General features: G+C 73.0%; 22 protein-coding genes. 9 read left to right on the top strand and 13 right to left on the bottom strand.

What is annotated here, in order from left to right:
• Window positions 1-190: 190 nt before the first annotated feature.
• Genes RNC47_RS29830 through RNC47_RS29820 form a run of 3 tightly spaced genes read right to left on the bottom strand, consistent with a single transcriptional unit; the run spans window position 191 to window position 2,180 of the window.
• Window positions 191-1,084 carry a MauE/DoxX family redox-associated membrane protein gene (locus RNC47_RS29830; protein WP_311603176.1) on the bottom strand — a complete coding sequence of 298 codons (894 nt, stop codon included), beginning with the start codon at window positions 1,082-1,084 and terminating at the stop codon, window positions 191-193.
• 15 nt (window positions 1,085-1,099) lie between these two features.
• Window positions 1,100-1,738: a cell wall protein gene (locus RNC47_RS29825; RefSeq protein WP_311603174.1), complete on the bottom strand. Its 639-nt coding sequence runs from the start codon at window positions 1,736-1,738 to the stop codon at window positions 1,100-1,102.
• Between the two features lie 16 nt (window positions 1,739-1,754).
• Window positions 1,755-2,180: an RlpA-like double-psi beta-barrel domain-containing protein gene (locus RNC47_RS29820; RefSeq protein ID WP_311603172.1), complete on the bottom strand. Its 426-nt coding sequence runs from the start codon at window positions 2,178-2,180 to the stop codon at window positions 1,755-1,757.
• A gap of 274 nt (window positions 2,181-2,454) precedes the next feature.
• Between RNC47_RS29820 and RNC47_RS29815 the strand changes: the two genes are divergently transcribed.
• Window positions 2,455-2,718 carry a hypothetical protein gene (locus RNC47_RS29815; protein WP_311603170.1) on the top strand — a complete coding sequence of 88 codons (264 nt, stop codon included), beginning with the start codon at window positions 2,455-2,457 and terminating at the stop codon, window positions 2,716-2,718.
• Window positions 2,719-2,737: 19 nt separating this feature from the next.
• On the opposite strand, the gene RNC47_RS29810 is transcribed toward RNC47_RS29815, so the two are convergent.
• Window positions 2,738-3,712 carry a magnesium transporter CorA family protein gene (locus RNC47_RS29810; protein ID WP_311603169.1) on the bottom strand — a complete coding sequence of 325 codons (975 nt, stop codon included), beginning with the start codon at window positions 3,710-3,712 and terminating at the stop codon, window positions 2,738-2,740.
• Between the two features lie 57 nt (window positions 3,713-3,769).
• Window positions 3,770-4,627 (bottom strand): GNAT family N-acetyltransferase, encoded by an 858-nt coding sequence (locus RNC47_RS29805; protein ID WP_311603167.1) that lies wholly within the window; start codon window positions 4,625-4,627, stop codon window positions 3,770-3,772.
• A 176-nt stretch (window positions 4,628-4,803) separates the two neighbouring features.
• Between RNC47_RS29805 and RNC47_RS29800 the strand changes: the two genes are divergently transcribed.
• Window positions 4,804-5,379 (top strand): Uma2 family endonuclease, encoded by a 576-nt coding sequence (locus RNC47_RS29800; protein WP_311603166.1) that lies wholly within the window; start codon window positions 4,804-4,806, stop codon window positions 5,377-5,379.
• Window positions 5,380-5,382: 3 nt separating this feature from the next.
• Here the strand turns inward: RNC47_RS29800 and RNC47_RS29795 are convergent, their stop codons facing one another.
• The gene (locus RNC47_RS29795) at window positions 5,383-6,642 is read right to left on the bottom strand and encodes an Nramp family divalent metal transporter (RefSeq protein WP_311603165.1); all 1,260 of its coding nucleotides are present in this window, start codon (window positions 6,640-6,642) and stop codon (window positions 5,383-5,385) included.
• Between the two features lie 134 nt (window positions 6,643-6,776).
• Here RNC47_RS29795 and RNC47_RS29790 point away from each other — a divergent pair, with 134 nt between their 5' ends.
• The 3 genes from RNC47_RS29790 (at window position 6,777) to argF (ending at window position 10,054) form a co-directional block, all read left to right on the top strand.
• On the top strand, window positions 6,777-7,625 hold the full coding sequence (locus tag RNC47_RS29790; protein WP_311603163.1) for an isocitrate lyase/PEP mutase family protein: 849 nt from the start codon (window positions 6,777-6,779) through the stop codon (window positions 7,623-7,625).
• Between the two features lie 49 nt (window positions 7,626-7,674).
• Window positions 7,675-8,910 carry an arginine deiminase gene (locus tag RNC47_RS29785; protein WP_311603162.1) on the top strand — a complete coding sequence of 412 codons (1,236 nt, stop codon included), beginning with the start codon at window positions 7,675-7,677 and terminating at the stop codon, window positions 8,908-8,910.
• 136 nt (window positions 8,911-9,046) lie between these two features.
• On the top strand, window positions 9,047-10,054 hold the full coding sequence (gene argF, locus RNC47_RS29780; protein ID WP_311603161.1) for an ornithine carbamoyltransferase: 1,008 nt from the start codon (window positions 9,047-9,049) through the stop codon (window positions 10,052-10,054).
• Here argF and RNC47_RS29775 read toward each other — a convergent pair.
• The 4 genes from RNC47_RS29775 to RNC47_RS29760 are packed head-to-tail and all read right to left on the bottom strand — an operon-like array spanning window position 10,025 to window position 13,253.
• The gene (locus RNC47_RS29775) at window positions 10,025-10,630 is read right to left on the bottom strand and encodes an O-methyltransferase (protein WP_311603159.1); all 606 of its coding nucleotides are present in this window, start codon (window positions 10,628-10,630) and stop codon (window positions 10,025-10,027) included. The two genes, argF and RNC47_RS29775, sit on opposite strands and share 30 nt — an antisense overlap.
• Before the next feature lie 6 nt (window positions 10,631-10,636).
• The gene (locus tag RNC47_RS29770) at window positions 10,637-11,302 is read right to left on the bottom strand and encodes a response regulator transcription factor (RefSeq protein WP_311603199.1); all 666 of its coding nucleotides are present in this window, start codon (window positions 11,300-11,302) and stop codon (window positions 10,637-10,639) included.
• Window positions 11,299-12,510 carry a sensor histidine kinase gene (locus RNC47_RS29765; protein WP_311603157.1) on the bottom strand — a complete coding sequence of 404 codons (1,212 nt, stop codon included), beginning with the start codon at window positions 12,508-12,510 and terminating at the stop codon, window positions 11,299-11,301. Before RNC47_RS29765 ends, RNC47_RS29770 begins: the two co-directional genes overlap by 4 nt.
• Complete coding sequence (locus RNC47_RS29760; RefSeq protein WP_311603155.1) at window positions 12,507-13,253, bottom strand: YqeB family protein; 747 nt, start codon at window positions 13,251-13,253, stop codon at window positions 12,507-12,509. The genes RNC47_RS29765 and RNC47_RS29760 overlap by 4 nt, the downstream gene beginning before the upstream one ends.
• A gap of 209 nt (window positions 13,254-13,462) precedes the next feature.
• Between RNC47_RS29760 and RNC47_RS29755 the strand changes: the two genes are divergently transcribed.
• From RNC47_RS29755 to RNC47_RS29740, 4 genes are all read left to right on the top strand, one after another.
• Window positions 13,463-14,446, top strand: a complete 984-nt coding sequence (locus RNC47_RS29755) for a Bug family tripartite tricarboxylate transporter substrate binding protein (protein ID WP_311603153.1) — start codon at window positions 13,463-13,465, stop codon at window positions 14,444-14,446.
• Between the two features lie 85 nt (window positions 14,447-14,531).
• Complete coding sequence (locus RNC47_RS29750; RefSeq protein WP_311603151.1) at window positions 14,532-15,062, top strand: tripartite tricarboxylate transporter TctB family protein; 531 nt, start codon at window positions 14,532-14,534, stop codon at window positions 15,060-15,062.
• A gap of 4 nt (window positions 15,063-15,066) precedes the next feature.
• Window positions 15,067-16,566, top strand: coding sequence for a tripartite tricarboxylate transporter permease (locus RNC47_RS29745; protein WP_311603149.1), 1,500 nt, complete (start codon window positions 15,067-15,069; stop codon window positions 16,564-16,566).
• Window positions 16,567-16,653: 87 nt separating this feature from the next.
• Complete coding sequence (locus tag RNC47_RS29740; protein ID WP_311603147.1) at window positions 16,654-17,139, top strand: hypothetical protein; 486 nt, start codon at window positions 16,654-16,656, stop codon at window positions 17,137-17,139.
• A 12-nt stretch (window positions 17,140-17,151) separates the two neighbouring features.
• Here RNC47_RS29740 and RNC47_RS29735 read toward each other — a convergent pair whose 3' ends face one another.
• The 3 genes from RNC47_RS29735 to RNC47_RS29725 all read right to left on the bottom strand — a co-directional run bounded on the left by RNC47_RS29735 (window position 17,152) and on the right by RNC47_RS29725 (window position 20,312).
• Window positions 17,152-18,102, bottom strand: a complete 951-nt coding sequence (locus RNC47_RS29735) for a carbon-nitrogen hydrolase family protein (protein WP_311603145.1) — start codon at window positions 18,100-18,102, stop codon at window positions 17,152-17,154.
• Between the two features lie 397 nt (window positions 18,103-18,499).
• A complete protein-coding gene (mmuM, locus tag RNC47_RS29730; protein ID WP_311603143.1) occupies window positions 18,500-19,387 on the bottom strand; it encodes a homocysteine S-methyltransferase in 888 nt (295 codons plus the stop codon).
• Between the two features lies 1 nt (window position 19,388).
• On the bottom strand, window positions 19,389-20,312 hold the full coding sequence (locus RNC47_RS29725; protein ID WP_311603141.1) for an LLM class F420-dependent oxidoreductase: 924 nt from the start codon (window positions 20,310-20,312) through the stop codon (window positions 19,389-19,391).
• Between the last annotated feature and the right edge of the window lie 66 nt (window positions 20,313-20,378).

The raw sequence follows: 20,378 nt of genomic DNA, 5'->3' as shown, positions 1-20,378 counted from the left end.
GAGCGATCACAGCTCAGGAGGGCGGCCGGGCCGTGGGAGTTCTCTGGGGCTTTCGGCCGCATCAGACCTGAAGGGCATACGCACACGCCAACGGCCCATCGACGCTCACGTCGCAGGTCAGAAGACCGCGTGGTCCCTTCCGCGACATCTGAGCCGGCAGGGACCGACGCGGTCGGGCCCGACCGCCCCGTCACCGGCCGAGCAGTTCGGCGGTGAGCACCCGTTCCGTCTCCTGGTCCACCACGCTGACCCGGATCGCCTGGCCGAGCGGCCGGTCGAGGTCGGCCGTGGCGTCCAGGGCGAAGACGACCGAGACCGGGCGCTCGCAGTCGCAGCCGGCGTCGTGGCGGGCGCCGGCGTAGTGCAGGATCCGCCAGCCGTCCTCGTCCCAGTGTTCGAGCAGCCCTGACCTGATCAGCGGCACGGCCGTCTCCCAGGCCCGCGAGCGCTCCAGCAGCTCGACGGAGGCCGCCACCGGCACCGGGCCCCCGTCACCGCCCGCGGTCGCGGTCGCCGCGAGCGGATTGCCGAACATCCGCAGCCGCAGCCGGGCGAGCACCGGCCGCCAGCCGCGCCCGGGACCGGCCGAGAGCCAGCCGAGGGCGACGGCCCCGAGCGCGAGGAACACCACGGCGGCCCACGGGCGTTCGGCGACCGCCGTCCACCACCGGGTGTCCGCCGAGGCGGCGCCGACGCCGCCCAGCGCCACGGCGCCGGCCCTGGCGAAGGAGTGCCAGGAGATCGGCGCCTGGTCGGAGGCCGCGCAGCCGCAGGACGACTCCGGCGCCACCCGCTTCGCCAGCGCCAGGTAGCCGACGAAGCCCGCGCCCAGCAGGGCGGTGCCGGCGCCCGGCAGCGGGTGCGTGGGCGCCAGGAGCAACCCGGCCGCGAGCGCGACCTCGGCGGCGCCGGTGGCCCGCAGCACGGCGGTCGCCCGGCGCGGGCCACGGACCAGTCGGGGCAGGGCGGTTCCGGCCGCCTGGGCCGGCAGCCGGCGGCTGGCCAGCTTGGCCGCGCCGGTCCAGGCGAGCAGGGCGCCGAGCAACGGCGCGCACAGCGCGGCCGCGAGAGAGCTCAGGGGCATGACCCGTTCCTTCCCTCAGTGGCCGACGGTGACGCGGACCAGGTCGACCGAGCCGTCGCTCGGCCGCCAGGCGCCGAGCACCTGGGCCGGCTGCCCGATGCGCAGCCTCGTCAGGTCGGCGGTGAGCGCGCCGCCCGCGTAGGAGGCGGCGGTCTCGGGGACGACGCGGCCGACGAGTTCGTGGTCGTGGTGGCTGAGGTGGATCCGGTCCTTCGTCAGGCCGCGGATCTCGGTGTAGAGGTTGACGATGTTGACCCAGACGGCGTCGGCGGCGACCGAGCCGTCGGGCATGCGCACACCACGCGCGTAGAGACCGTCGCCGACCTCGATGGCGTCCGCGACGGTGGGGCGCACCTTCCAGACGCTGGTGGCGTTGGTGAGCTGGATCCGGTGCGTCTCGCCGAGCGATCCCGCGACGTGCAGCAGGCCGCCGCGGATGGCGCCGATCCGGCCCTCGGCGAAGACGCCGGTGGCCGCCGGGTCGAGCGAGGGACCCGGCGCGGCGAAGGCCGCGTCGGCGTCGAGCGCGCCGAGCGCCGAGGCGCCCACGATGGTGGCGCCGCCGATCGCCGCGGAGCCGAGGAAGCCGCGCCGGCCGAGTCGGCGGGGCGAGGGGGTGCCGTGCGATGACGTGCCGTGTGCTGACGATGACATCGGGCGTCCCTTCTCCCTACTCGGTGATGACGACGGGCAGCACGCCCGAGCTGAGGCTGCCGATGGCCGAGAACGCGGCCGGGGTGAGGTCGAGGACCCGGTTGATCCGGCAGGTGCCGCCGCAGCACACCTGCTCGCCGCAGAAGCTGCGGGTGCGGGGGCCGCAGTCGGTGATGGTGATGCAGACGGTGGCGCCGGTGCACTGGTGTCTGACGTTCATCACGGAGCCGCAGCCGCGGCGCGCGATGCCGCTCTCGCCGCACAGGTCGGGGCGGGTGATGTCCCAGCACGCCTGGGAGGCGTTGGGCCAGGCGCCCTGGTTGCCGCTGGACTGACAGTTGCCGCAGGCGCCGCCGCCGGCGGAGCCGCAGGGGCCCCAGGAGGCGCCGCAACAGAACCAGGTGGTCTCTCCGGCCCAGAGAGCGGTGCTCGAACAGGCCATGGGTGGACTCCCTTCGGGGAACACTGGCTTATGACTCGTACATGACATTGAGCGATCGAGCGGGACCATCCTCGCCGATATGGCATGGACACGCCAGTAGGCGAATATTCGTCCCGCTTCCCACGCATGACAGGAAGTTGCCAGGGAAGGACACGAGGCGATCACCTTCTCTTGCCAGTTCGCTCATCTTCGACAGACGGCATGAGACGGCCCAATCCGGGGGACAGTGATCGCAGAACCGGTCAACACCCCGGCTGTGCAGAGGAGTTCCGTCATGGACCAGGCGCTGGACAACAGGCTGGACAGCAGGACCTCGCGGCGGACGCTGGTGCTCTTCACCACCACACTGGTGCTCGCCGTGCTGGCCTCGCCCCTCTTCGCCATCTACGAGCTGTTCATCGGCGCGCTCGGCCTGGTGGCCACCGGCCTCGTCGCCCGACTCAGGGACGGCACCGGCACGATGACGGCCACCGTCGTCTTCGCCGGCGTGCTGGCCGGCAGCCTGCCCTACCTGGCCGCCGCGCCCTTCGTCTCCTGACCCGCCGGTATCGCCCGTCTCACAGCCAGTCCTGCCGTCTGAAGGCGAAGAACAACAGGACGGTGGCGACCACGATGAGGGCGGAGGAGGACAGCAGCCCGACGTGGTCGCCGAAGCCGGGGAACGGCAGGTTCTGGCCGTAGAAGCCGGTGATGGCGGTGGGCACGGCGATGATCGCCGCCCAGCTCGTCACCTGCTTCATGATCTCGTTCATCCGGTTGGCCTGGATGGACAGGTTGGTCTCCATCACGGAGCCGACCAGGTCCCTGAGCGACTCGGTCCACTCGGTGGCCCGCAGCACGTGGTCGTAGACGTCCTGGTAGTAGGGGACCAGCGGTTCCGAGACGACGTGCAGGGTGGGGCGCATCAGCGTGTTCACCACCTCGCGCATGGGCAGCACCACGCGGCGGAACTCGACGAGCGACTTCCTCAGCTCGTAGGCGCGCCGCTGGACCTGCCGCACCACCGTGGCCCCCTCGGCGAAGAGCTGGTCCTCCAGGTCCTCGATGCTGTCGTCGAGCCGCTGGACGGCGACGAAGTAGCCGTCGACCAGATGGTCGAGCAGGCCGTGGAGCAGGAACCCGACGCCCTGCGCCGTGAGTTCCGGGGCGTCGTCCCAGCGGGCCAGCACGTCGTCGATGTGGATGCCGTCGTCCTTGCGGACGGTGATGAGGGCCTGGGGGGTGACGAAGACGGCCAGCTCGCTCATCACCAGCTCGCCGCTCCGCCGGTCCATGGTGACGCCGTAGGCGCTCAGGAACTCGTGCGCCCGGTACCGGTCGATCTTCGGCCGCTGCCCCTCCTTGCCGGCGTCCTCCAGGGCCAGCTCGTGGATCCCGAACTCCCGCCCGACCCGGTCGAGCGCCTCCGGCTCCGGCCGGTAGAGGTCCAGCCAGACCACCGAGCCGGCCTCGGCCAGGTACTCGGGGATGTCACCTACCGGGAAGTCCTCCCGCACCAGGGAGCCACCGCGGTACAGCCGGGTGCGTGCCATGGCCCGACTGTAGGGGCTGCCCGGCGCCGACCCCGGTAACCACGGCGCCGGGTCGCGCTACAGCGCCAGGGTGACCCGGTCGAGCACGGGGCGGTAGCCGATGCGCTGGTAGATGGCGTTGCTGGTGGGGTTGGCGAGGTCGGTGAAGAGCACCACCTCCCGGGCCCCGGCCCGCCGGGCGCGCCCGCTGACCGCCGCGGTCAGCACCGAGGCGTAGCCGCGGCCGCGGTGCGCCGGCGGGGTGTAGACGTTGGCGACCCTGGCCTGGCCGGCGACCAGCCGGGTGAGCTGCGCCATGGCGACGGGCGTGCCGTCCGCCTCCTCCCAGACCTCCACGCCCTGGTGCGAGAGCCGGTCGTCGACGAGCGCGGCGACCGCCCGGTCGCCGGGGACGTCGTCGCCGACGTCGCGCAGGAAGCCGTGGGTCCAGTCGATCAGCAGCGCCCGGTCGGCCGCGGTGGCGGTCCGGCTCCGGCCGGCCGGCGGCGCCTGCGGCGGGCTCAACTCGGCCAGCCGGTACAGCCGGGTCTCGTGGCGGACGGTGGGCCGCCGGCCGGCGTGCGCCTGCCAGGCCCGCGCGAACGCCTCGTCCTCCGGGCGCGGCAGGAACACCTCGGTCGGCGCCGCGTCGCCCTCCGCCGCCAGCAGCGCGGCCAGCGCCTCGACCGCCTCGTCGGGCGCCCGGCTGACGTTCACCGGCCAGGGCGGCGTCCGCAACCACACCGCCGCCACCTCCCCCGCCCCGTCCCGCCACCACCCGAACCGGGGCGGCAGGTCCCCGTACATGCCGAGCCCGGCGGCCCGGAGGGTGTCGGTGACGGTCAGGAACACGGTGTTCTCGGCGGGCCGGGCGTGCAGGAAGGGGCCGGCCGTGCCGAGAAAGACGTCGAGGTCTTCGGTGAGCGTCCAGGTCATGCGCCCATCCTGACGGCGACCCGTGCCGGACGCGTACCGATTATCCGTCAATGACGGGCAGGCATGAACACTCGTTCGAGTGAGAAACCGGCGCGCAGGATGCGCTGGCGAGTCGCGATGGCATAGACAGGAGGTGGCCGTCGTCGCGGCCGCAACAGCACGCCCTTGGAGGACCGGTGAGTGTCCAGCCCGATTGGCACGACGCCCCCCACACCTATGACGTACCCGACCCCGAGAAGGCGCTGAAGTACGCGATCCAACACATCCGGGGCGACCGCACGGAGATCGTCGAAGGAGTCATCCAACCCGTGTCACCCATGTGGGATCACGAGAACGCAGCTGATCTCATCCGGGACCAGCTCGTTCCGGCACTGCGCCGGCTGAACTGCGCTGCCGGCTCGGGCAACCTCGATCTGCCGGGCTCCCCCAACTGGTACGTCCCGGATCTGGCTGTCGTGCCTCGCGACCTGGCGAAGGGCGCCGGGGCGCTGCTCCCAAGCCAAACGCTGCTGATCATCGAGGTCACCTCGGATTCCAATGCGGAGACCGACCGTGTCGTCAAGCGCCGCCGCTACGCCGAGTACGGCGCGCCGCTCTACCTCCTCGTGGATCGGCAGGAGCGCGCCTGCACTCTCTTCAGCCAGCCCGGCGAGTTGGGGTACACCCACGCACACGGGCCGTTGCCCTTCGGCGTCCCGATGCCCCTGCCCGCGCCGTTCGACCTGGAATTGGACACCACCCAGATGGGGTGACCCTCACCACGGCAGGTCGCGGACCTGCTGGACGCAGAGGATCAGGAACATCACGCCGGAGCCGAAGAGCATCACGTTGCTGATCGGGCCGTTGCGCCACTCGCGGGGGACCTGACTCGTGTTGAGGAGCCAGAGCAGGGTCAGCGCGAGGAACGGCATGAAGAACGCGCCGAGCACGCCGTAGGTGATGATCAGGCCGATCGGCTGGTCGAGCCAGAGCAGGGCCATCGGCGGGAAGGTGAGCCAGAGCAGGTAGGCGCGGAAGGGCCAGGAACGCTCGGGGTCCCCGGCCGGGACGGCGGCGGGGCGGAGGCGGCTGACGAAGTCGGTGAACAGCAGGCTCACGCCGTGCCAGACGCCGATGACGGAGCTGAAGGAGGCAGCGAAGAAGCCGATCAGGAACAGGTTGGCGGTGAGGCTGCCGAAGCGGTCCTCGAGGACCGCGCCCACGTCGAGCAGTCCACGGTCGCCCTGGGTCAGCGAGACCTCGGCGGCGTGCAGCAGCTCCGCGCCGATGACGAGCATGGAGACGACGAAGAGGCCGGTGGTGGCGTAGGCCACCCGGTTGTCGAGCCGCATCATCGGCATCCAGGCCGGGCCCCGCCAGCCCTTGGCCGTCACCCAGTAGCCGTAGGCGGCCAGCGTGATGGTGCCGCCGACGCCGCCGATCAGGCCGAGGGTGTAGAGCACGGAGCCGTCCGGCAGGGTGGGCCAGAGGCCGGCGACCATGGCCCCGGTGTCGGGCGCGACGCGGATGGCGATGCCGACGACCACCACGAACATCACGCCGACGAAGACCATCATCAGCTTCTCGACCACCGCGTAGCGGTTGAACCAGACGCAGACGAGGCCGAGCAGCCCGGAGAGGATGCCCCAGGTGCGCAGGTCGGGCCCGTCGGGGAAGAGCGCGACCAACGGCAGCCCGCTGGCCGACATGGCGGTGGCGCCGTAGATGAAGCCCCAGATGACGATGTAGCCGCCGAAGTAGACCGTGGTCCACCGGCCGAGCGAGCGCCAGCCGTCGAAGATGGTGGTGTCGGTGGCCAGATGCCAGCGGCCGGTCGCCTCGGCCAGGGAGATCTTGATCAGGCAGCCGAGCACCGCCGCCCACAGCAGCGTGTAGCCGTATCTGCTGCCGGCGACGGCCGTCGCGACCAGGTCGCCCGCGCCGACCCCGGTGGCCGCGACCACCAGGCCGGGGCCGATCAACCGCCAACGTGCTTTCGGTAGTTGGGCCGCGGCCCCCGGTTGCGTCTTCGCCACGACGGGGAATATGCCCAACGGATCGCCCGCCAATACGAACCCGCGAACGATTCTTTTCGGCCGCCGCGCGCGCCCTCGACGGTGATGTCCGAATGCCGCCGGTCGGAGCCGTGCGCACATGCTGGACTCCTGCCATGAACAGCACGAACGAACGCGTCGCCCGAGCCCGACTCCTGCACACCCTGCACCACGGGCCCGCCCCGCTGGTGCTGCCCAACGCCTGGGACGTGGCCAGCGCCCGGGTGGTCGCGGCGGCCGGCGCCGCGGCCGTGGCCACCACCAGCTCGGGCGTCGCCTGGTCCCTCGGCGCCCCGGACGGCGACCGGCTCGACCGGCGCCTCGCCGTCGAACTCGTCGCCCGGGTCGCCGGCGCCGTCACGCCGCCGGTCACCGCCGACATCGAGGCCGGCTTCGGCGCGGACGCGGACGGCGTCGAGGAGACGGTCAGGCTGGTGATCGAGGCGGGCGCGGCCGGGGTCAACATCGAGGACACCCACCACGGCGGCCCGGCGCCGCTGCGCCCGGTCGGCGAGCAGGCCGCCCGCCTGGCCGCCGCCCGCGCGGCGGCTGAGGCGACCGGCGTGCCGGTCTTCGTCAACGCCAGGGTCGACGTCTTCCTGCGGGCCGACGCCGGCCGACCGCGCGAGGAGCTGCTGCGGGAGACCCTGGACCGGGGTCGGGCCTACCTGGAGGCGGGCGCCGACGGCGTCTTCGTGCCGGGCGTCACCGACCTGGAGACGGTGGCCGCGCTGGCCGACGGGCTCGCCGCCCCGCTCAACGTGCTGACCGGCCCCGGGGCCCCCTCGGTGGCCGATCTCGCCGCCGCGGGCGCGGCCCGGATCAGCGTCGGCTCGGGCCTGGCCCAGGCGGCCTACGCGGCGGTCGACCGGGCCACCAGGGAGCTGCTCGACACCGGCACCTACGCCCGACTCGACAGCGGCGACTGGAGCTTCGGGCGGCTGAACGCGCTGCTCGACGGCTGAGGGCCACGGCGGCCGGGCTCCGGCAGGCGGGTGCCCGCAGAATGGAGCCATGACCTTCCATGTCGACTCGGAGACCGGACGACTGCGGCGCGTGATCCTGCACCGCCCCGGGCTCGAGCTGAAGCGGCTGACCCCCACCAACAAGGACGAGCTGCTGTTCGACGACGTGCTGTGGGTGCGGCGCGCCCAGCAGGAGCACGACATCTTCGCCGGCCTGCTCCGCTACCGCGGGGTCGCCGTGCACCTGTTCGGCGACCTGCTGGCCGAGAGCCTGGCCGTGCCGGCGGCCAGGAGCCTGGTCCTTGACCGGGTGTTCGACGAGCGGGAGTACGGCCCGCTGGCCACCGACCGGCTGCGCGCGGCGTTCGACGAGCTGCCGGGGCCCGAGCTCGCCGAGGTGCTGATCGGCGGCATCACCAAGCGCGAGTTCCTGGAGCGGCACCCGGAGCCGACCTCGGTCCGCTTCCACGTGATGGACCCGGATGACTTCCTGCTGCACCCGCTGCCCAACCACCTGTTCACCCGGGACACCTCGGCCTGGGTCTACGACGGGGTGGCGATCAACGCCATGCGCTGGCCGGCGCGGCAGCGGGAGAGCGTGCACTTCGAGGCGATCTACGGCTACCACCCGCTGTTCGCCGGCGAGCGGTCCGGGCGCTTCCACCTGTGGTCGGAGGGGCAGGGCGCGCACCCCTCGACCATCGAGGGCGGGGACGTGCTGGTGATCGGCAACGGCGCGGTGCTGGTGGGGATGAGCGAGCGGACCACGCCGCAGGCCGTCGAGCTGCTGGCGCGGCGGCTGTTCGCGGCCGGCTCGGCCCGCACCATCGTGGCGCTCGACATGCCCAAGCGGCGGGCGTTCATGCACCTGGACACGGTGCTGACCATGGTGGACGGGGAGACGTTCACCCAGTACGCGGGCCTGGGGATGCTGCGCTCGTACACCATAGAACCCGGCTCAGGGGAGCGGGAGTTGAAGGTGACGGACCATCCGCCGGAGCACATGCACCGGGCGATCGCCGCCGCGCTGGGTCTGGGCGGGATCCGGGTGCTGACGCCGACCCAGGACGTGCACTCGGCGGAGCGCGAGCAGTGGGACGACGGCTGCAACGTGCTGGCGGTCGAGCCGGGCGTGGTCGTGGCCTACGACCGGACGGTGACCGCCAACACGCATCTGCGCCGGCAGGGGTTCGAGGTGCTGGAGATCCCGGGCGGCGAACTCGGCCGGGGCCGGGGCGGGCCGCGCTGCATGAGCTGCCCCGTGGAGCGCGACCCGGTGTCCTGAGCGGCGATAGGCCCGAGGCGGCGGTGCTGGCCCGCCGCCTCAGGTGATCACCCCTCAGACGTTGCATAACCATGAAAAGACGCGTATATACTTCCAACTTCTCGAACGCGATTCCGACGACCGATGGAGTCATCCCATGGCGACAGACCTCAAGGGCCGCCACCTGCTGCGCGAGCTGGACCTCACCCCGGCCGAGTTCCGGGGCCTGCTCAACCTCGCGGCGGAGCTCAAGGCCGCGAGGCGGGAGGGCGCCGAGCAGCGGCGGCTCACCGGGCGCCAGATCGCGCTGATCTTCGAGAAGAGCTCCACCCGCACCCGCTGCGCCTTCGAGGTGGCCGCCACCGACCAGGGCGCGCACACCACCTACCTCGACCCGAGCGGCTCGCACATCGGCTACAAGGAGTCGGCCAAGGACACCGCCCGGGTGCTCGGGCGGATGTTCGACGCGATCCAGTACCGGGGCAGCGCCCAGCGGACCGTGGAGGAGCTGGCCGAGCACGCGGGCGTCCCGGTGTACAACGGGCTGACCGACGACTGGCACCCGACGCAGATGCTCGCCGACGCGCTGACCATGACCGAGCACGCCGGCGGCCGGCCGCTGGCCGAGCTCGCCTTCGCCTACCTCGGCGACGCGCGGAACAACATGGGCAACTCCTACCTGGTGACCGGGGCCCTGCTCGGCATGGACGTGCGCATCGTGGCCCCGCGCGGGCTGTGGCCGACCGAGCGGGTGCGGGCCGAGGCGGCCGCCCTCGCGAAGCGGACCGGCGCGCGGATCACCCTCACCGAGGACGTGCCGGAGGGCGTCCGGGGAGCCGACTTCGTCGCCACCGACGTGTGGGTGTCGCTCGGCGAGCCGAAGGAGGTCTGGGACGAGCGGATCGCGCTGCTGCGGCCCTACGCGGTGACGATGGACGTGCTGAAGGCCACCGGCAACCGGTCCGTCCGCTTCCTGCACTGCCTGCCCGCCTTCCACGACCTGGGCACCGAGGTCGCCCGCGACGTGCACGCCCGCCACGGCCTGGACTCCCTGGAGGTCACCGACGAGGTCTTCGAGTCGCCCCACTCGGTGGTCTTCGACCAGGCCGAGAACCGGATGCACACCATCAAGGCCCTACTGGTCGCCACCCTGGCCGACGCGTGACCTCCTGACACCGACGACACTGCTGAGATCGGCCGCCAGCCGCAGCTCCACGGCGCGCAGCGCCGGATGGCCGAGCCAGTGCTCACGCGCCGGGTCCGGTCCCGGGCGGCCCGGCGTGAAGTCGTCGACCACCACCGTGCCTTCGGGTGCGAGGAGCGCCTCCGGATCGGCGGGCTCGTCGCCCGGCGCCTTGCCCGAGCCGCCGCCGTCCAGCACCAACAGGTCGAACGGGGCGTGACCGGCTATCTCCCGCCAGTCCCCGCACTCCACGGTGACACGGTCGTCGGCGCCGAAGAGCCGCCCCACCGCCGCGGCCAGGTCCGGGTCACGCTCAACGCTCACCAACCGCGCGCCCGGCGGGGCGGCCGAGGCGAGCCAGGCGAGGCCCACCCCACAGCCCGTGCCGGTCTCCCCGATCACCCCCGCCGCTCCGCCGGCCAGGGCCGCCAGCAGCCGGCCCTGCTCGGGCCGGCACGAGTGGGCGAAGCCGCGCCCGGTGGCCAGCCGGACCGCCCGCTCCACCGGCTCGGGCAGGCCCTCGACGCCCGCGTAGGCCGCGGTGCCCCCCATGGACATGGCCCGTCACCCCTCCGACTCGTGGACCAGGATCGCGACCTGGACGCGGTTTCCGCACTCCAGCTTGTTCAGGATGCGCGAGACATATGTCTTTACCGTGGCCACGCTCATGAACAGCTCGCCGCCGATCTCCGCGTTGGACTTGCCCTCCCCGATGGCGCGGGCCACCTCGCGTTCGCGGCCGCTGAGGGCGGCGAGCGAGGCCCGGGCGCGAGCGGCCCTGCGGCGGCGTTCCTCGTCCGCGTCGCGGCGCACCACGTGGTCGATCAGCCGGGTGGTGACGGCCGGGGAGAGCATGGACTCGCCCGCGGCCGCGCCCCGGACCGCCCGCAGGAAGTCGGTCGGGGGCACGTCCTTCAGCAGGAAGCCGTTGGCCCCGGCGCGCAGCGCCCGCAGCACGTACTCGTCGGTGTTGAAGGTGGTCAGCACGATGATCGCCGGGCCCTCGCCGAGCGCGCCTGAGCGGAGCTCCTCCGTGGCGGCGAGCCCGTCCGTCCTGGGCATCCGGATGTCCATCAGCACCACGTCGGGCCGCAGCCGGCGCGCCAACTCGACGGCCTCGGCGCCGTCCGCCGCCTCGCCGACCACCTCGATCCCGGGGTCGGCGCCCAGTATCAGCGCGATCCCGGCCCGCACCAGGCCGTCGTCGTCGGCGATCAGGACCCGGATCACGTCGGCCACGGCAGCCACGCCTCCAGACAGAAATCGATCATGCCGCCCTCCCCTCGCCGGGCACCGTAGTCGATGCGCCCGCCCGCCAGGGACACCCGCTCGCTCAGCCCCACCAGGCCGGACCGCGAGCCGGGCAGGGCGGGCTCGGCCGAGGCGACCGCCAGCGGATTGGCGATCCTGACGTGCAGCTCCCCCTCCCCGGTGCGGTCGAGCAGCACCCTGGCGCGGTGCCCTGGGGCGTGCTTGCGGGCGTTGGTCAGCCCCTCCTGCACCACCCGGTAGGCGGTGCGACCGACGGACGCCGGCAGCGAACCGGTCGCCGCCGGCAGCCGGTTGTCCAGCGCGACCAGGGCGCCCGCCGCCCGGGACTCCCCCACCAGCTCCGCTATGTCGGCCACCCCGGGCTGCGGCCGGGTCGCGCCCGCCGACGGCACGTCGGCGGCCGGGCCGGAGCGCAGCACGCCCAGGATCTCCCGCAGGTCCTCCAGCGCCTGGTGGGCGCTGGACCTGATGGTGCCGGCGACCTCGGCCACCTCCGCGGAGCCCATGTCGGGCCGGATCTCCAGGGCCCCGGCGTGCAGGCTGACCAGGGTGATGCGGTGCGCCAGCGCGTCGTGCATCTCGCGGGCGATGTGCTCGCGCTCCCGGCCCCGGATCTGGTCCGCCCGCAGCGCGGCCTCCGCCTCCGCGCGCTCGGCGCGCTCGCGCAGCGAGTCCACCAGCTCGCGCCTGGCCCGCACCACCATGCCCCAGGCCACGAAGGGCGTGATGACGACGAGCGACAGCACGGCCGAGAAGACCGCGAGCCCCACGTCGGTGTAGCCGGCCTCGACCAGGTCGGGGTCCGGGTGGACCACCGCGAAGGGGATGCTGCCCACGGCGTGCGCCACGGTGAGGGCCGCCGCGACCCGCCACGACCTGCGCACCGCCACCGTGAACAACGACACCAGCACGGCGCCGGCCACCAGCTCGGTGAACAGGCCCGCCACCAGCACCAGCACGGACACCAGCACCGGCCGCTGCCGGCGCCTGGCGAGCAGCAGCGAGCCCGCCACCCCCAGGGCCAGGGCCGCGCCCAGGTAGGGCTCCGAGAACCTGGGATCGCCCCACGAGTCGGCGAAGAGCAGCAGCACGAGCAGCAGCGACAGGGTGACGCAGGTGACGTCGACCACCAGGTCACGCCGGCGGGAGCGCGCCGCCGACCTCATGACCGCACCAGCGGGCGCCAGTACTGCCGGACGGCCTCGTCCCGCACCGCGTACCCCAGCTTCTCCACCTCCAGCCGCAGCTCCGCTATGTCCTCGGCGGCCTTCTTCCGCAGCGCCACCTCCCTCGCCTTCAGCAGCGCGTTGACCGCCGACGGCACCTCGGGGGTGTCGGGCACCCAGCGCCGGTAGAGGTCGGCGTAGGGGTCGGCGTCGGCCCACGGGTAGCCGTGGGCGGCGAAGGCCCGCGCGACGTCCGCCGGCCGCTCCTCGCTCGTGTCCCGCAGCAGCTGCCGGGACTCGTGGTCCAGGATCACCAGCTTCTTCCCGTCCAGGAACACCACGTCGACGGCGGCCCGCTCGATGACCCGGGTGGTGTCGTTGATCTCGACGCGGATCCGCGAGTCGCTGAGCGTGACCTTGAGGCTGGTGGCGAACGCGATCACCACCAGGACCAGCCCTGCCAGCAGCCCGAGCCCGGCGAGCACGGCCCCCACCCAGCGGCTCTCGAACGAGGCCACCAGCTCGAAGGGGCCGCGCATCGGCATCCACGGCAGGCCCATCACCCAGTCCGAGACGGGCGGCAGCAGGAGGCCGAGCCCGGCCCCCAGCGCGGGGGCGCCGATGAGCAGGACCAGCCGGTCCGCCAGGGGCAGCCACAGCCGGGTGGTCGGTTCCTTCGCCTCGGTGGGCATCGCGCGCTCCTCGTCCTCTCGTCTCCGCCCGGGCACGGTCCGGGTGGACACGGCTCGACGCTATGTCCTCGGTCACCCTCCGCGACAGTCATCCAAAGTCGGAACCTCGGGCCCCGCATCCCTGACTTTCGTCATGAACTCAATGACCGAAAGGCGACTTAGTTCCGCAACCGAGCAGGGCATGGACACGCCGCTTAACACGTAGGCAACATGTGGCGCCCTCAACTCCCGACCAGATGTTCGACGAAAGGCGGCGTCCCGTGCGCCTGCGTGTACTCCTGTCGCTGCTGTCGGCGACGCTGATCGTGCTGGTGGTGCCTCCGCTCCTCAGCGACGAAAGCTCCGCCGGCACCGGCACCAACATCCCGGGCCTGCGCTTCATGGTGCCCAACACGCCGGGCGGCGGCTACGACATCACCGCCCGCACCGCGGCGCGGGCCGCCGAGGACGCGGGGCTCAGCAGCGGCATAGAGGTCTTCAACCTGCCGGGCGCCGGCGGCACCGTCGGCCTGAGCAGCCTCGTCGCCGACCACGGCAACGGCCGGCTCGCGATGTCGATGGGCCTCGGCGTGGTGGGCGCGGTGCACACCAACCACACCAGCTCCACCCTGGCGGACACCACCCCGATCGCCCGCCTCACCCAGGAGCCGGACATCGTGGTCGTCCCCGCCGACTCCCCGTACCAGAGCTTCGAGGACCTGCTCGCCGACTGGCAGGCCGACCCCGGCTCGCTGCCCGTGGGCGGCGGCTCGTCGCCCGGCGGCCCCGACCACCTGGCGCCCATGCTGATGGCCGAGGCCGCCGGCATCGACCCGCGCGGCGTCAACTACATCTCCTACGACGGCGGCGGCGAGCTGCTGGCCTCCGTGCTCGGCGGCCAGGTCGCCTTCGGCGTCTCCGGCGTCGGCGAGTACCTGGACCAGATCGAGGCCGGCGAGCTCCGCGTGCTCGCCGTGACCAGCGGCGAACGCGTCGAGGGCCTGGACGCGCCGACCCTCACCGAGGCCGGCGTCGACGTCACCTTCACCAACTGGCGCGGCGTCGTCGCGCCGCCCGGCCTGACCGACGCGGAGCGCGAACGGCTGACCAACCTCGTCACCGAGCTGCACGACTCGGCCGAGTGGCAGGAGGCGCTGGAGACCAACGGCTGGACCGACGCCTTCATCACCGGCGACGAGTTCGGCGACTTCCTGGCCGCCGAGGACGAGCGGGTGGACGGAATCCTGAGGGAGCTCGGGCTGTGAGCCACGCACCAGCGGCAGCCGCGCCGCACACACCAACCAAGAGCCGGAATCGCCGCTCGGGCGGAGAAGCGAACGAGGGAACGCTGTGAGCACTTCCGAATCGACCGCCGCCAGGCCCGGGCTGCGTGAGCGCCTGCGGGGCCGGTCAGAACTGGGCGTCAGCGCCCTGCTGCTCGCGCTGGGCCTGCTGGTGCTCGGCGACGTCATCACCATGAACACCGACTTCACCCAGCGCGGACCGGTCGGCCCCAAGACCGTGCCCACGGTGGTCGGCGTGGCGCTGCTGGTGGTCGCCGTGCTGCTCGCGATCGACGTGCTGCGCGGCGGTCGCGGCGAGGCCGAGGGCGGCGAGGACGTCGACCTCGACCGCCCCGGCGACTGGCGCACGGTCGCGCTGCTGGTCGGCGTCTTCCTCGGCAACGCCGTGCTGATCCAGCCCCTCGGCTTCCCCATCTCCGGGGCCCTGCTGTTCTGGGGATCGGCCTTCGCCCTCGGCAGCCGGGCCTACCACCGCGATCCGCTCATCGCGGCCGGCCTGTCCGTCGTCACCTTCTTCGTCTTCGACACCCTGCTCGGCACCCCGCTGCCCGGCGGCCCGCTGATGGAAGTGCTGTAGCCCCATGGACTCACTGAACTCGCTCATCGAGGGCTTCGGTACCGCCCTCACCCCCACCCACCTGCTGTGGGCCGCGGTCGGCGTGCTGCTCGGCACCGCCATCGGCGTGCTGCCCGGCATCGGCCCGGCCATGGCCCTGGCGCTGCTGCTGCCCGTCACCTACGCGCTCGACCCCACCGCCGCGTTCATCATGTTCGCCAGCATCTACTACGGCGGCATGTTCGGCGGCTCGACCACCTCGATCCTGCTCAACACCCCGGGCGAGACCGCGGCCGTGGTGGCCGCCATCGAGGGCCATCCGATGGCCCGCTCCGGCCGCGGCGCCCAGGCCCTGGCCGCCGCCGCCATCGGCCACTTCACCGGCGGCCTGATCGGCACCGTCCTGCTGGTGCTGCTCGCCCCGTTCGTCGCCGAACTGGCCGTCGACATCGGCGCGCCCGACTACTTCGCGATCATGGTGCTGGCGTTCATCGCCGTCACCTCGGTGCTCGGCAGCTCCCGCATCCGCGGCTTCGCCTCGCTGCTGATCGGCCTCACCATCGGCCTGGTAGGGCTCGACCGCCTCACCGGCCAGCAGCGGCTGACGTTCGGCACCCTGGAGCTCGCGGACGGCATCGACGTGGTGATCGTCGCGGTCGGCCTGTTCGCCATCGGCGAGGCCCTCTACGTGGCGCTGCACCTGCGGCAGGGCACCCAGAAGCCCATCCCGGTCGGCCGGCCCTGGCTGGGCAGGGACGACCTGCGCCGCACCTGGAAGCCGTGGCTGCGCGGTCCGCTGATCGGCTTCCCGTTCGGCGCCGTCCCGGCCGGCGGCGCGGAGATCCCCACCTTCCTCTCCTATGTGACGGAGAAGCGGCTCTCCAAGCACAAGGACGAGTTCGGCAAGGGCGCCATCGAGGGCGTCGCCGGCCCCGAGTCCACGGCCTCCGCCTCCGCCTCGGGCACCATCAGCGCCATGCTGACGCTCGGCCTGCCGACCACGGCCACCACGGCCGTGATGCTGGCCGCCTTCCAGACCTACGGCATCCAGCCGGGACCGCTGCTGTTCGAGCGCGAGTCCAGCCTGGTGTGGGCGCTCATCGCCTCACTCTTCGTCGGTCTGGTGATGCTGCTCGCGCTCAACCTGCCGCTGGCGCCCCTGTGGGCCAAGCTGCTGCGCATCCCCCGCCAGTACCTCTACGCCGGCATCCTGTTCTTCGCCGCCGTGGGCGCGTACGCGGTGAGCTCGCAGCCGCTCGACCTGGTGATCCTGCTGATCATCGGCCTGGTCGGACTGCTGATGCGGCGGTTCGGGCTGCCCGTGCTGCCCGCCGTCCTCGGCGTGATCCTCGGCCCCTCCGCCGAGCTCCAGCTGCGCCGCGCCCTGCAGATCAGCGACGGCAGCCTGACCGGTCTGGTCAACTCGCCGTTCGCCGTGACGGTCTACGCCGTGGTCGGCGTGATCCTGCTCTGGCCGCTGCTGCGGAAGGCGCTGCCGCGCCGCGACCGCACGCCGGTGGCGTAGCCACCGCCCACCGACCGCCGCCCCTCGGCTTTCCCCCCCGTCGCCGAGGGGCGGCGCCATGTCGTCGACGGGCGGTACGGTGGGAGCATGGGGGACGACCGTGAGCAACAGCGGCCGGTCGCCGGTGCGTTGCGTCGGGCGCTGCGCACGGTGGCCTGGCTGGCGCCGCTGGTGTTCGCCGTGGTGACGGCGGCCGCGCTGATGATCGCGCACCTCGGTGGCGACGACATCTCCTACAACCCGCCGCCCGATCCTGGGCCCACCGCCGACAGCAGCGCGCCCCCGCCGCCAGCGCCCACCGAAGCGCCCCCGACCGATGCCGAGACGGACGCCGAGGAGGCCCATCGAGCCCTCCGCGACAGCGAAGGGATCCTCGACCACCTCGGCTCGGCCGCCGCCATCGGCGCCGTCGCCGCGCTGATCACCGCGCTCGGCACGGCCGCCGCCCGGGTGATGGTGGCCATGGGGCAGCTCAGGCTCGCCAACGCCAACGCCGAGGCCATCCGCGCCGGCCGGCCGCCGGCGCTCGGTCCCGAGGACGGGCCCGAGGCCGAGCCGGGCTCACCCGCCTGACGCCGCGCCCGCTCAGCGCCGGAACGGCATGCCGTCGTGCGTCGACCTGAGGAACGGCTCGGCCACCTCGCCGGCCGTCAGCGCGGCGTAACTCCCGGGCCTGCGGAAGGCGTTGCCCCAGGTCTCCCGGCGCCGGTAGGAGCGCAACGCCGCGAGGTCGAAGACCGCGGGGTAGACGCCGGCCGCCTCGCCCGCCTCGATCACCAGCATGTCCCGCGACCCGGCCGGCCCGAACGCCATGCCGTCGAAGGCGATCGAGTGGCCCCAGCCGAGGCCCGCGTAGTTGGCCATCGCCACCGCCAGCATGTTCTCGAAGGAACGGGCGCGGAACTGGGACAGCCTGTTGACCTCCAGGTCGCAGGCGTTGGGCGTCAGCACCAGCTCGGCGCCGGCCAGCATCAACGACCTGGCGCTCTCCGGGAACTCCCGGTCGTAGCAGATCATCGCGCCCACCCGCACCTCGCCGGCGGCGGTGTCCAGGGTGGCCACGTCGAAGGAGCCGCCCGGGGTGAGCTCGACCTCCGGACGGGCGAACGCGCAGGTGTGGACCTTGGCGTGGGTCAGCACGAGTCGCCCGTGCCGGTCTGTCAGGAACAGGGTGTTGCGCGGCGCGCCCGCCCACCGCTCCAGGCAGGTGAGGGCGATGGCGATCCCCAACTCGGCCGCCAGCGCGCGGAAGTGCGCCACATAGTCGGAGTCGGCGGTGACCGGCTCGCCGCGCCAGGCGGGCTCGCCCTCGGCCCCGGCGACGGGCGGGTGGCCGGCCCAGAGCTCCGGGTGCCGGTAGACGGTCCCGATCGGCTCCGCCGAGTGGTAGCCGTTGCTCCACATCTCGGGGAAGAGCGCGATGTCGGCACCCAACGCCGCGGCCCGCCGGCAGGCGGCCTCGCCCGCCTCCCGGGTGACGGTCAGATCGGGCTCGGGACGGTCGAGTTGGAGCAGGGCGACGGTCAGTGTGGTCACGGTGCGGTGGTCCTTCCTTCGCTGACGGTGCTGGCTCACTGCGTGCGTCTGGCGTCGGAAGGAGTCGGGGGTGCCCGCGGCAGGACGGGCAGGCGTCAAATCATGTGATCAGCCTAACCCGGGCCTGACCCGGGCGGGGGCGAGACCTCTGCCCTGCACCGCTGAGGTCTCGCCCACTGCTGGCGAGTGTGCCGGAATCGCCGGGAAACGCCATGGGGCAGCGACGGGATTCGGTCGCGATGAGTGGCATGTTCACTACCAACGGTCAGCTGGGGGTCGGCCCCTCGGAACGCCCAAGCACCGCCTCCACACCGCTCACGCCCGCCGACCGGCGTGATGTCCGGGGCGCCTGAGGCCACCCCCAACACGGCCGGAATTCGCGAGGGTCGCGCCAACCTCACCGGAACGGCGCCAGCCGGGCCGCCAACTCCGCGATCCCCGCCGGACCGACCCGGCAGCAGCCACCGATCAGCCTGGCCCCCGCGTCCCGCCAGGCGACCGCGTACTCGGCCGGCGACCGCCCCCTCCCCCGCCAGCGACGCCCCGCCGCGTCCCACTCCTCACCACTGTTGGGGTAGGCGACCACCGGCTTGCCCGTGGTCGCCGCCGCCACCTCGACCGCGGGCAGGACCTCCTCCGGCGCACAGCAGTTGACGCCGACCGCCAGCACCCGGTCGTCGCCGGCGGCCAGCGCGAAGGCCTCCTCCAGCGACTGCCCGGCGCGGGTCCGCCCACCCTCCACGGTGTACGACAGCCACACCGGCACCCCGCACCCCTCGGCCGCCCGCAGCAGCGCCTCCGCCTCCACGACGTCCGGCACCGTCTCCAGCGCCAGCACGTCCGGGCCCGCGGCGGCCAGCGCCGCGATCCGCGGCCGGTGGAACCGGACGAGCTCACCGACGCTCAACCCGTACCGGCCGCGGTACTCGCCGCCGTCCGCCGCCACGGCGCCATAGGGCCCCACCGAACCGGCGACCCACACGCGCCGCCCGCCGGCCGCCGCCCTGGCCAGCCGCACGCTGTCCCCGAACAGCCGCTCGGCGGCGGCCCGGTCGACGCCGTGCCGGGCGAAGCCCTCGAACGACGCCTGGTAACTGGCCGAGATCAACACCTCGGCGCCGGCGCGGACATACGCCGCGTGCGCCGCGCGGACCGCCGCCTGGTCCTCCACCAGCAGACGGGCCGTCCACAGCTCACCGGCCACGGCGTGGCCCTGGGCGACGAGCTCGTTGGAGAGCCCGCCGTCCAGCACCAGGGGACGACCGGTGAGCGGCGGCGCGGACACGTCAGCCCAGCTGGGGCGCGACCTGCGACGCGATCACGTCCAGGTGGTCCAGGTCGGACAGGTCGAGGATCTGGAAGTAGAACCGGCTGGCGCCCGCCTCGGCGTAGCGGCCGATCTTGTCCACCACCTCGGCCGGGGTGCCGGCCAGGCCGTTGCGCTTGAGCTCGTCCACCTCCCGGCCGATCGCGGCGGCGCGGCGCGCCACCTCGACGTCGTCCTTGCCCACGCAGGCCACCAGGGCGTTCGAGTACACCAGGTCGTCCGGCTTGCGCCCGGCCTCCTCGGCGGCCCGCCGCACCCGCTCGAACTGCGCGGCGCTGTCCTCGACCGAGGCGAACGGGATGTTGAACTCGTCCGCGTAACGAGCGGCCAACGCCGGGGTGCGCTGCTTGCCCATGCCGCCCACCAGGATCGGCAGCTTCTCCTGCACCGGCTTCGGCAGCGCCGGCGAGTCCGCCAGCTGGTAGTAGGTGCCGTCGTAGGAGAACGTCTCCCCCTCCGGCGTGCCGAACAGGCCCGTCACGATGGCCAGCTGCTCCTCCAGGCGGGGGAACTTCTCGGCCGGGAACGGGATGCCGTACGCCGTGTGCTCGGCGGCGAACCAGCCGGCGCCGAGACCGAGTTCGACCCGGCCGCCGGACATGGCGTCGACCTGCGCCACCTGGATGGCGAGCACGCCGGGCAGCCGGAAGGTGGCGGCGGTCATCAGGGTGCCGAGCCGGATCCTGCTGGTCTCGCGGGCCAGACCGGCCAGCGTCAGCCAGGCGTCCGTCGGGCCCGGCAGGCCGCTCACCTCACCCATCTTCAGGTAGTGGTCGGACCGGAAGAAGGCGTCGAAGCGGAGGTCCTCCGCGGCCTTGGCGACGGAGAGGAGGGTGTCGTAGGAGGCGCCTTGCTGGGGCTCGGTGAAGATACGGAGATCCATGCGGGCATTCTCCCCCGGCGCCGAAGCGCCGCCGGCCGCGCCCGGCCCTGGCGCCGGGGGAGAATG

Source organism: Streptomyces millisiae, from assembly GCF_031845425.1.
GTDB lineage: Bacteria > Actinomycetota > Actinomycetes > Streptomycetales > Streptomycetaceae > Streptomyces > Streptomyces millisiae.
Note: the sequence above shows the minus strand (reverse complement) of the source record. Positions and strands in the feature narration are given on the sequence as shown.

Coding starts and splice junctions, on each gene's coding strand:
- RNC47_RS29825 (WP_311603174.1), bottom strand. CDS start 1,738: ATGTCATCGTCAGCACACGGCACGTCATCGCACGGCACCCCCTCGCCC.
- RNC47_RS29725 (WP_311603141.1), bottom strand. CDS start 20,312: ATGGATCTCCGTATCTTCACCGAGCCCCAGCAAGGCGCCTCCTACGAC.
- argF (WP_311603161.1), top strand. CDS start 9,047: ATGGCGACAGACCTCAAGGGCCGCCACCTGCTGCGCGAGCTGGACCTC.
- RNC47_RS29810 (WP_311603169.1), bottom strand. CDS start 3,712: ATGGCACGCACCCGGCTGTACCGCGGTGGCTCCCTGGTGCGGGAGGAC.
- RNC47_RS29820 (WP_311603172.1), bottom strand. CDS start 2,180: ATGGCCTGTTCGAGCACCGCTCTCTGGGCCGGAGAGACCACCTGGTTC.
- RNC47_RS29790 (WP_311603163.1), top strand. CDS start 6,777: ATGAACAGCACGAACGAACGCGTCGCCCGAGCCCGACTCCTGCACACC.
- RNC47_RS29830 (WP_311603176.1), bottom strand. CDS start 1,084: ATGCCCCTGAGCTCTCTCGCGGCCGCGCTGTGCGCGCCGTTGCTCGGC.
- RNC47_RS29805 (WP_311603167.1), bottom strand. CDS start 4,627: ATGACCTGGACGCTCACCGAAGACCTCGACGTCTTTCTCGGCACGGCC.
- RNC47_RS29745 (WP_311603149.1), top strand. CDS start 15,067: ATGGACTCACTGAACTCGCTCATCGAGGGCTTCGGTACCGCCCTCACC.
- RNC47_RS29815 (WP_311603170.1), top strand. CDS start 2,455: ATGGACCAGGCGCTGGACAACAGGCTGGACAGCAGGACCTCGCGGCGG.
- RNC47_RS29740 (WP_311603147.1), top strand. CDS start 16,654: ATGGGGGACGACCGTGAGCAACAGCGGCCGGTCGCCGGTGCGTTGCGT.
- RNC47_RS29785 (WP_311603162.1), top strand. CDS start 7,675: ATGACCTTCCATGTCGACTCGGAGACCGGACGACTGCGGCGCGTGATC.
- RNC47_RS29775 (WP_311603159.1), bottom strand. CDS start 10,630: ATGTCCATGGGGGGCACCGCGGCCTACGCGGGCGTCGAGGGCCTGCCC.
- RNC47_RS29765 (WP_311603157.1), bottom strand. CDS start 12,510: ATGAGGTCGGCGGCGCGCTCCCGCCGGCGTGACCTGGTGGTCGACGTC.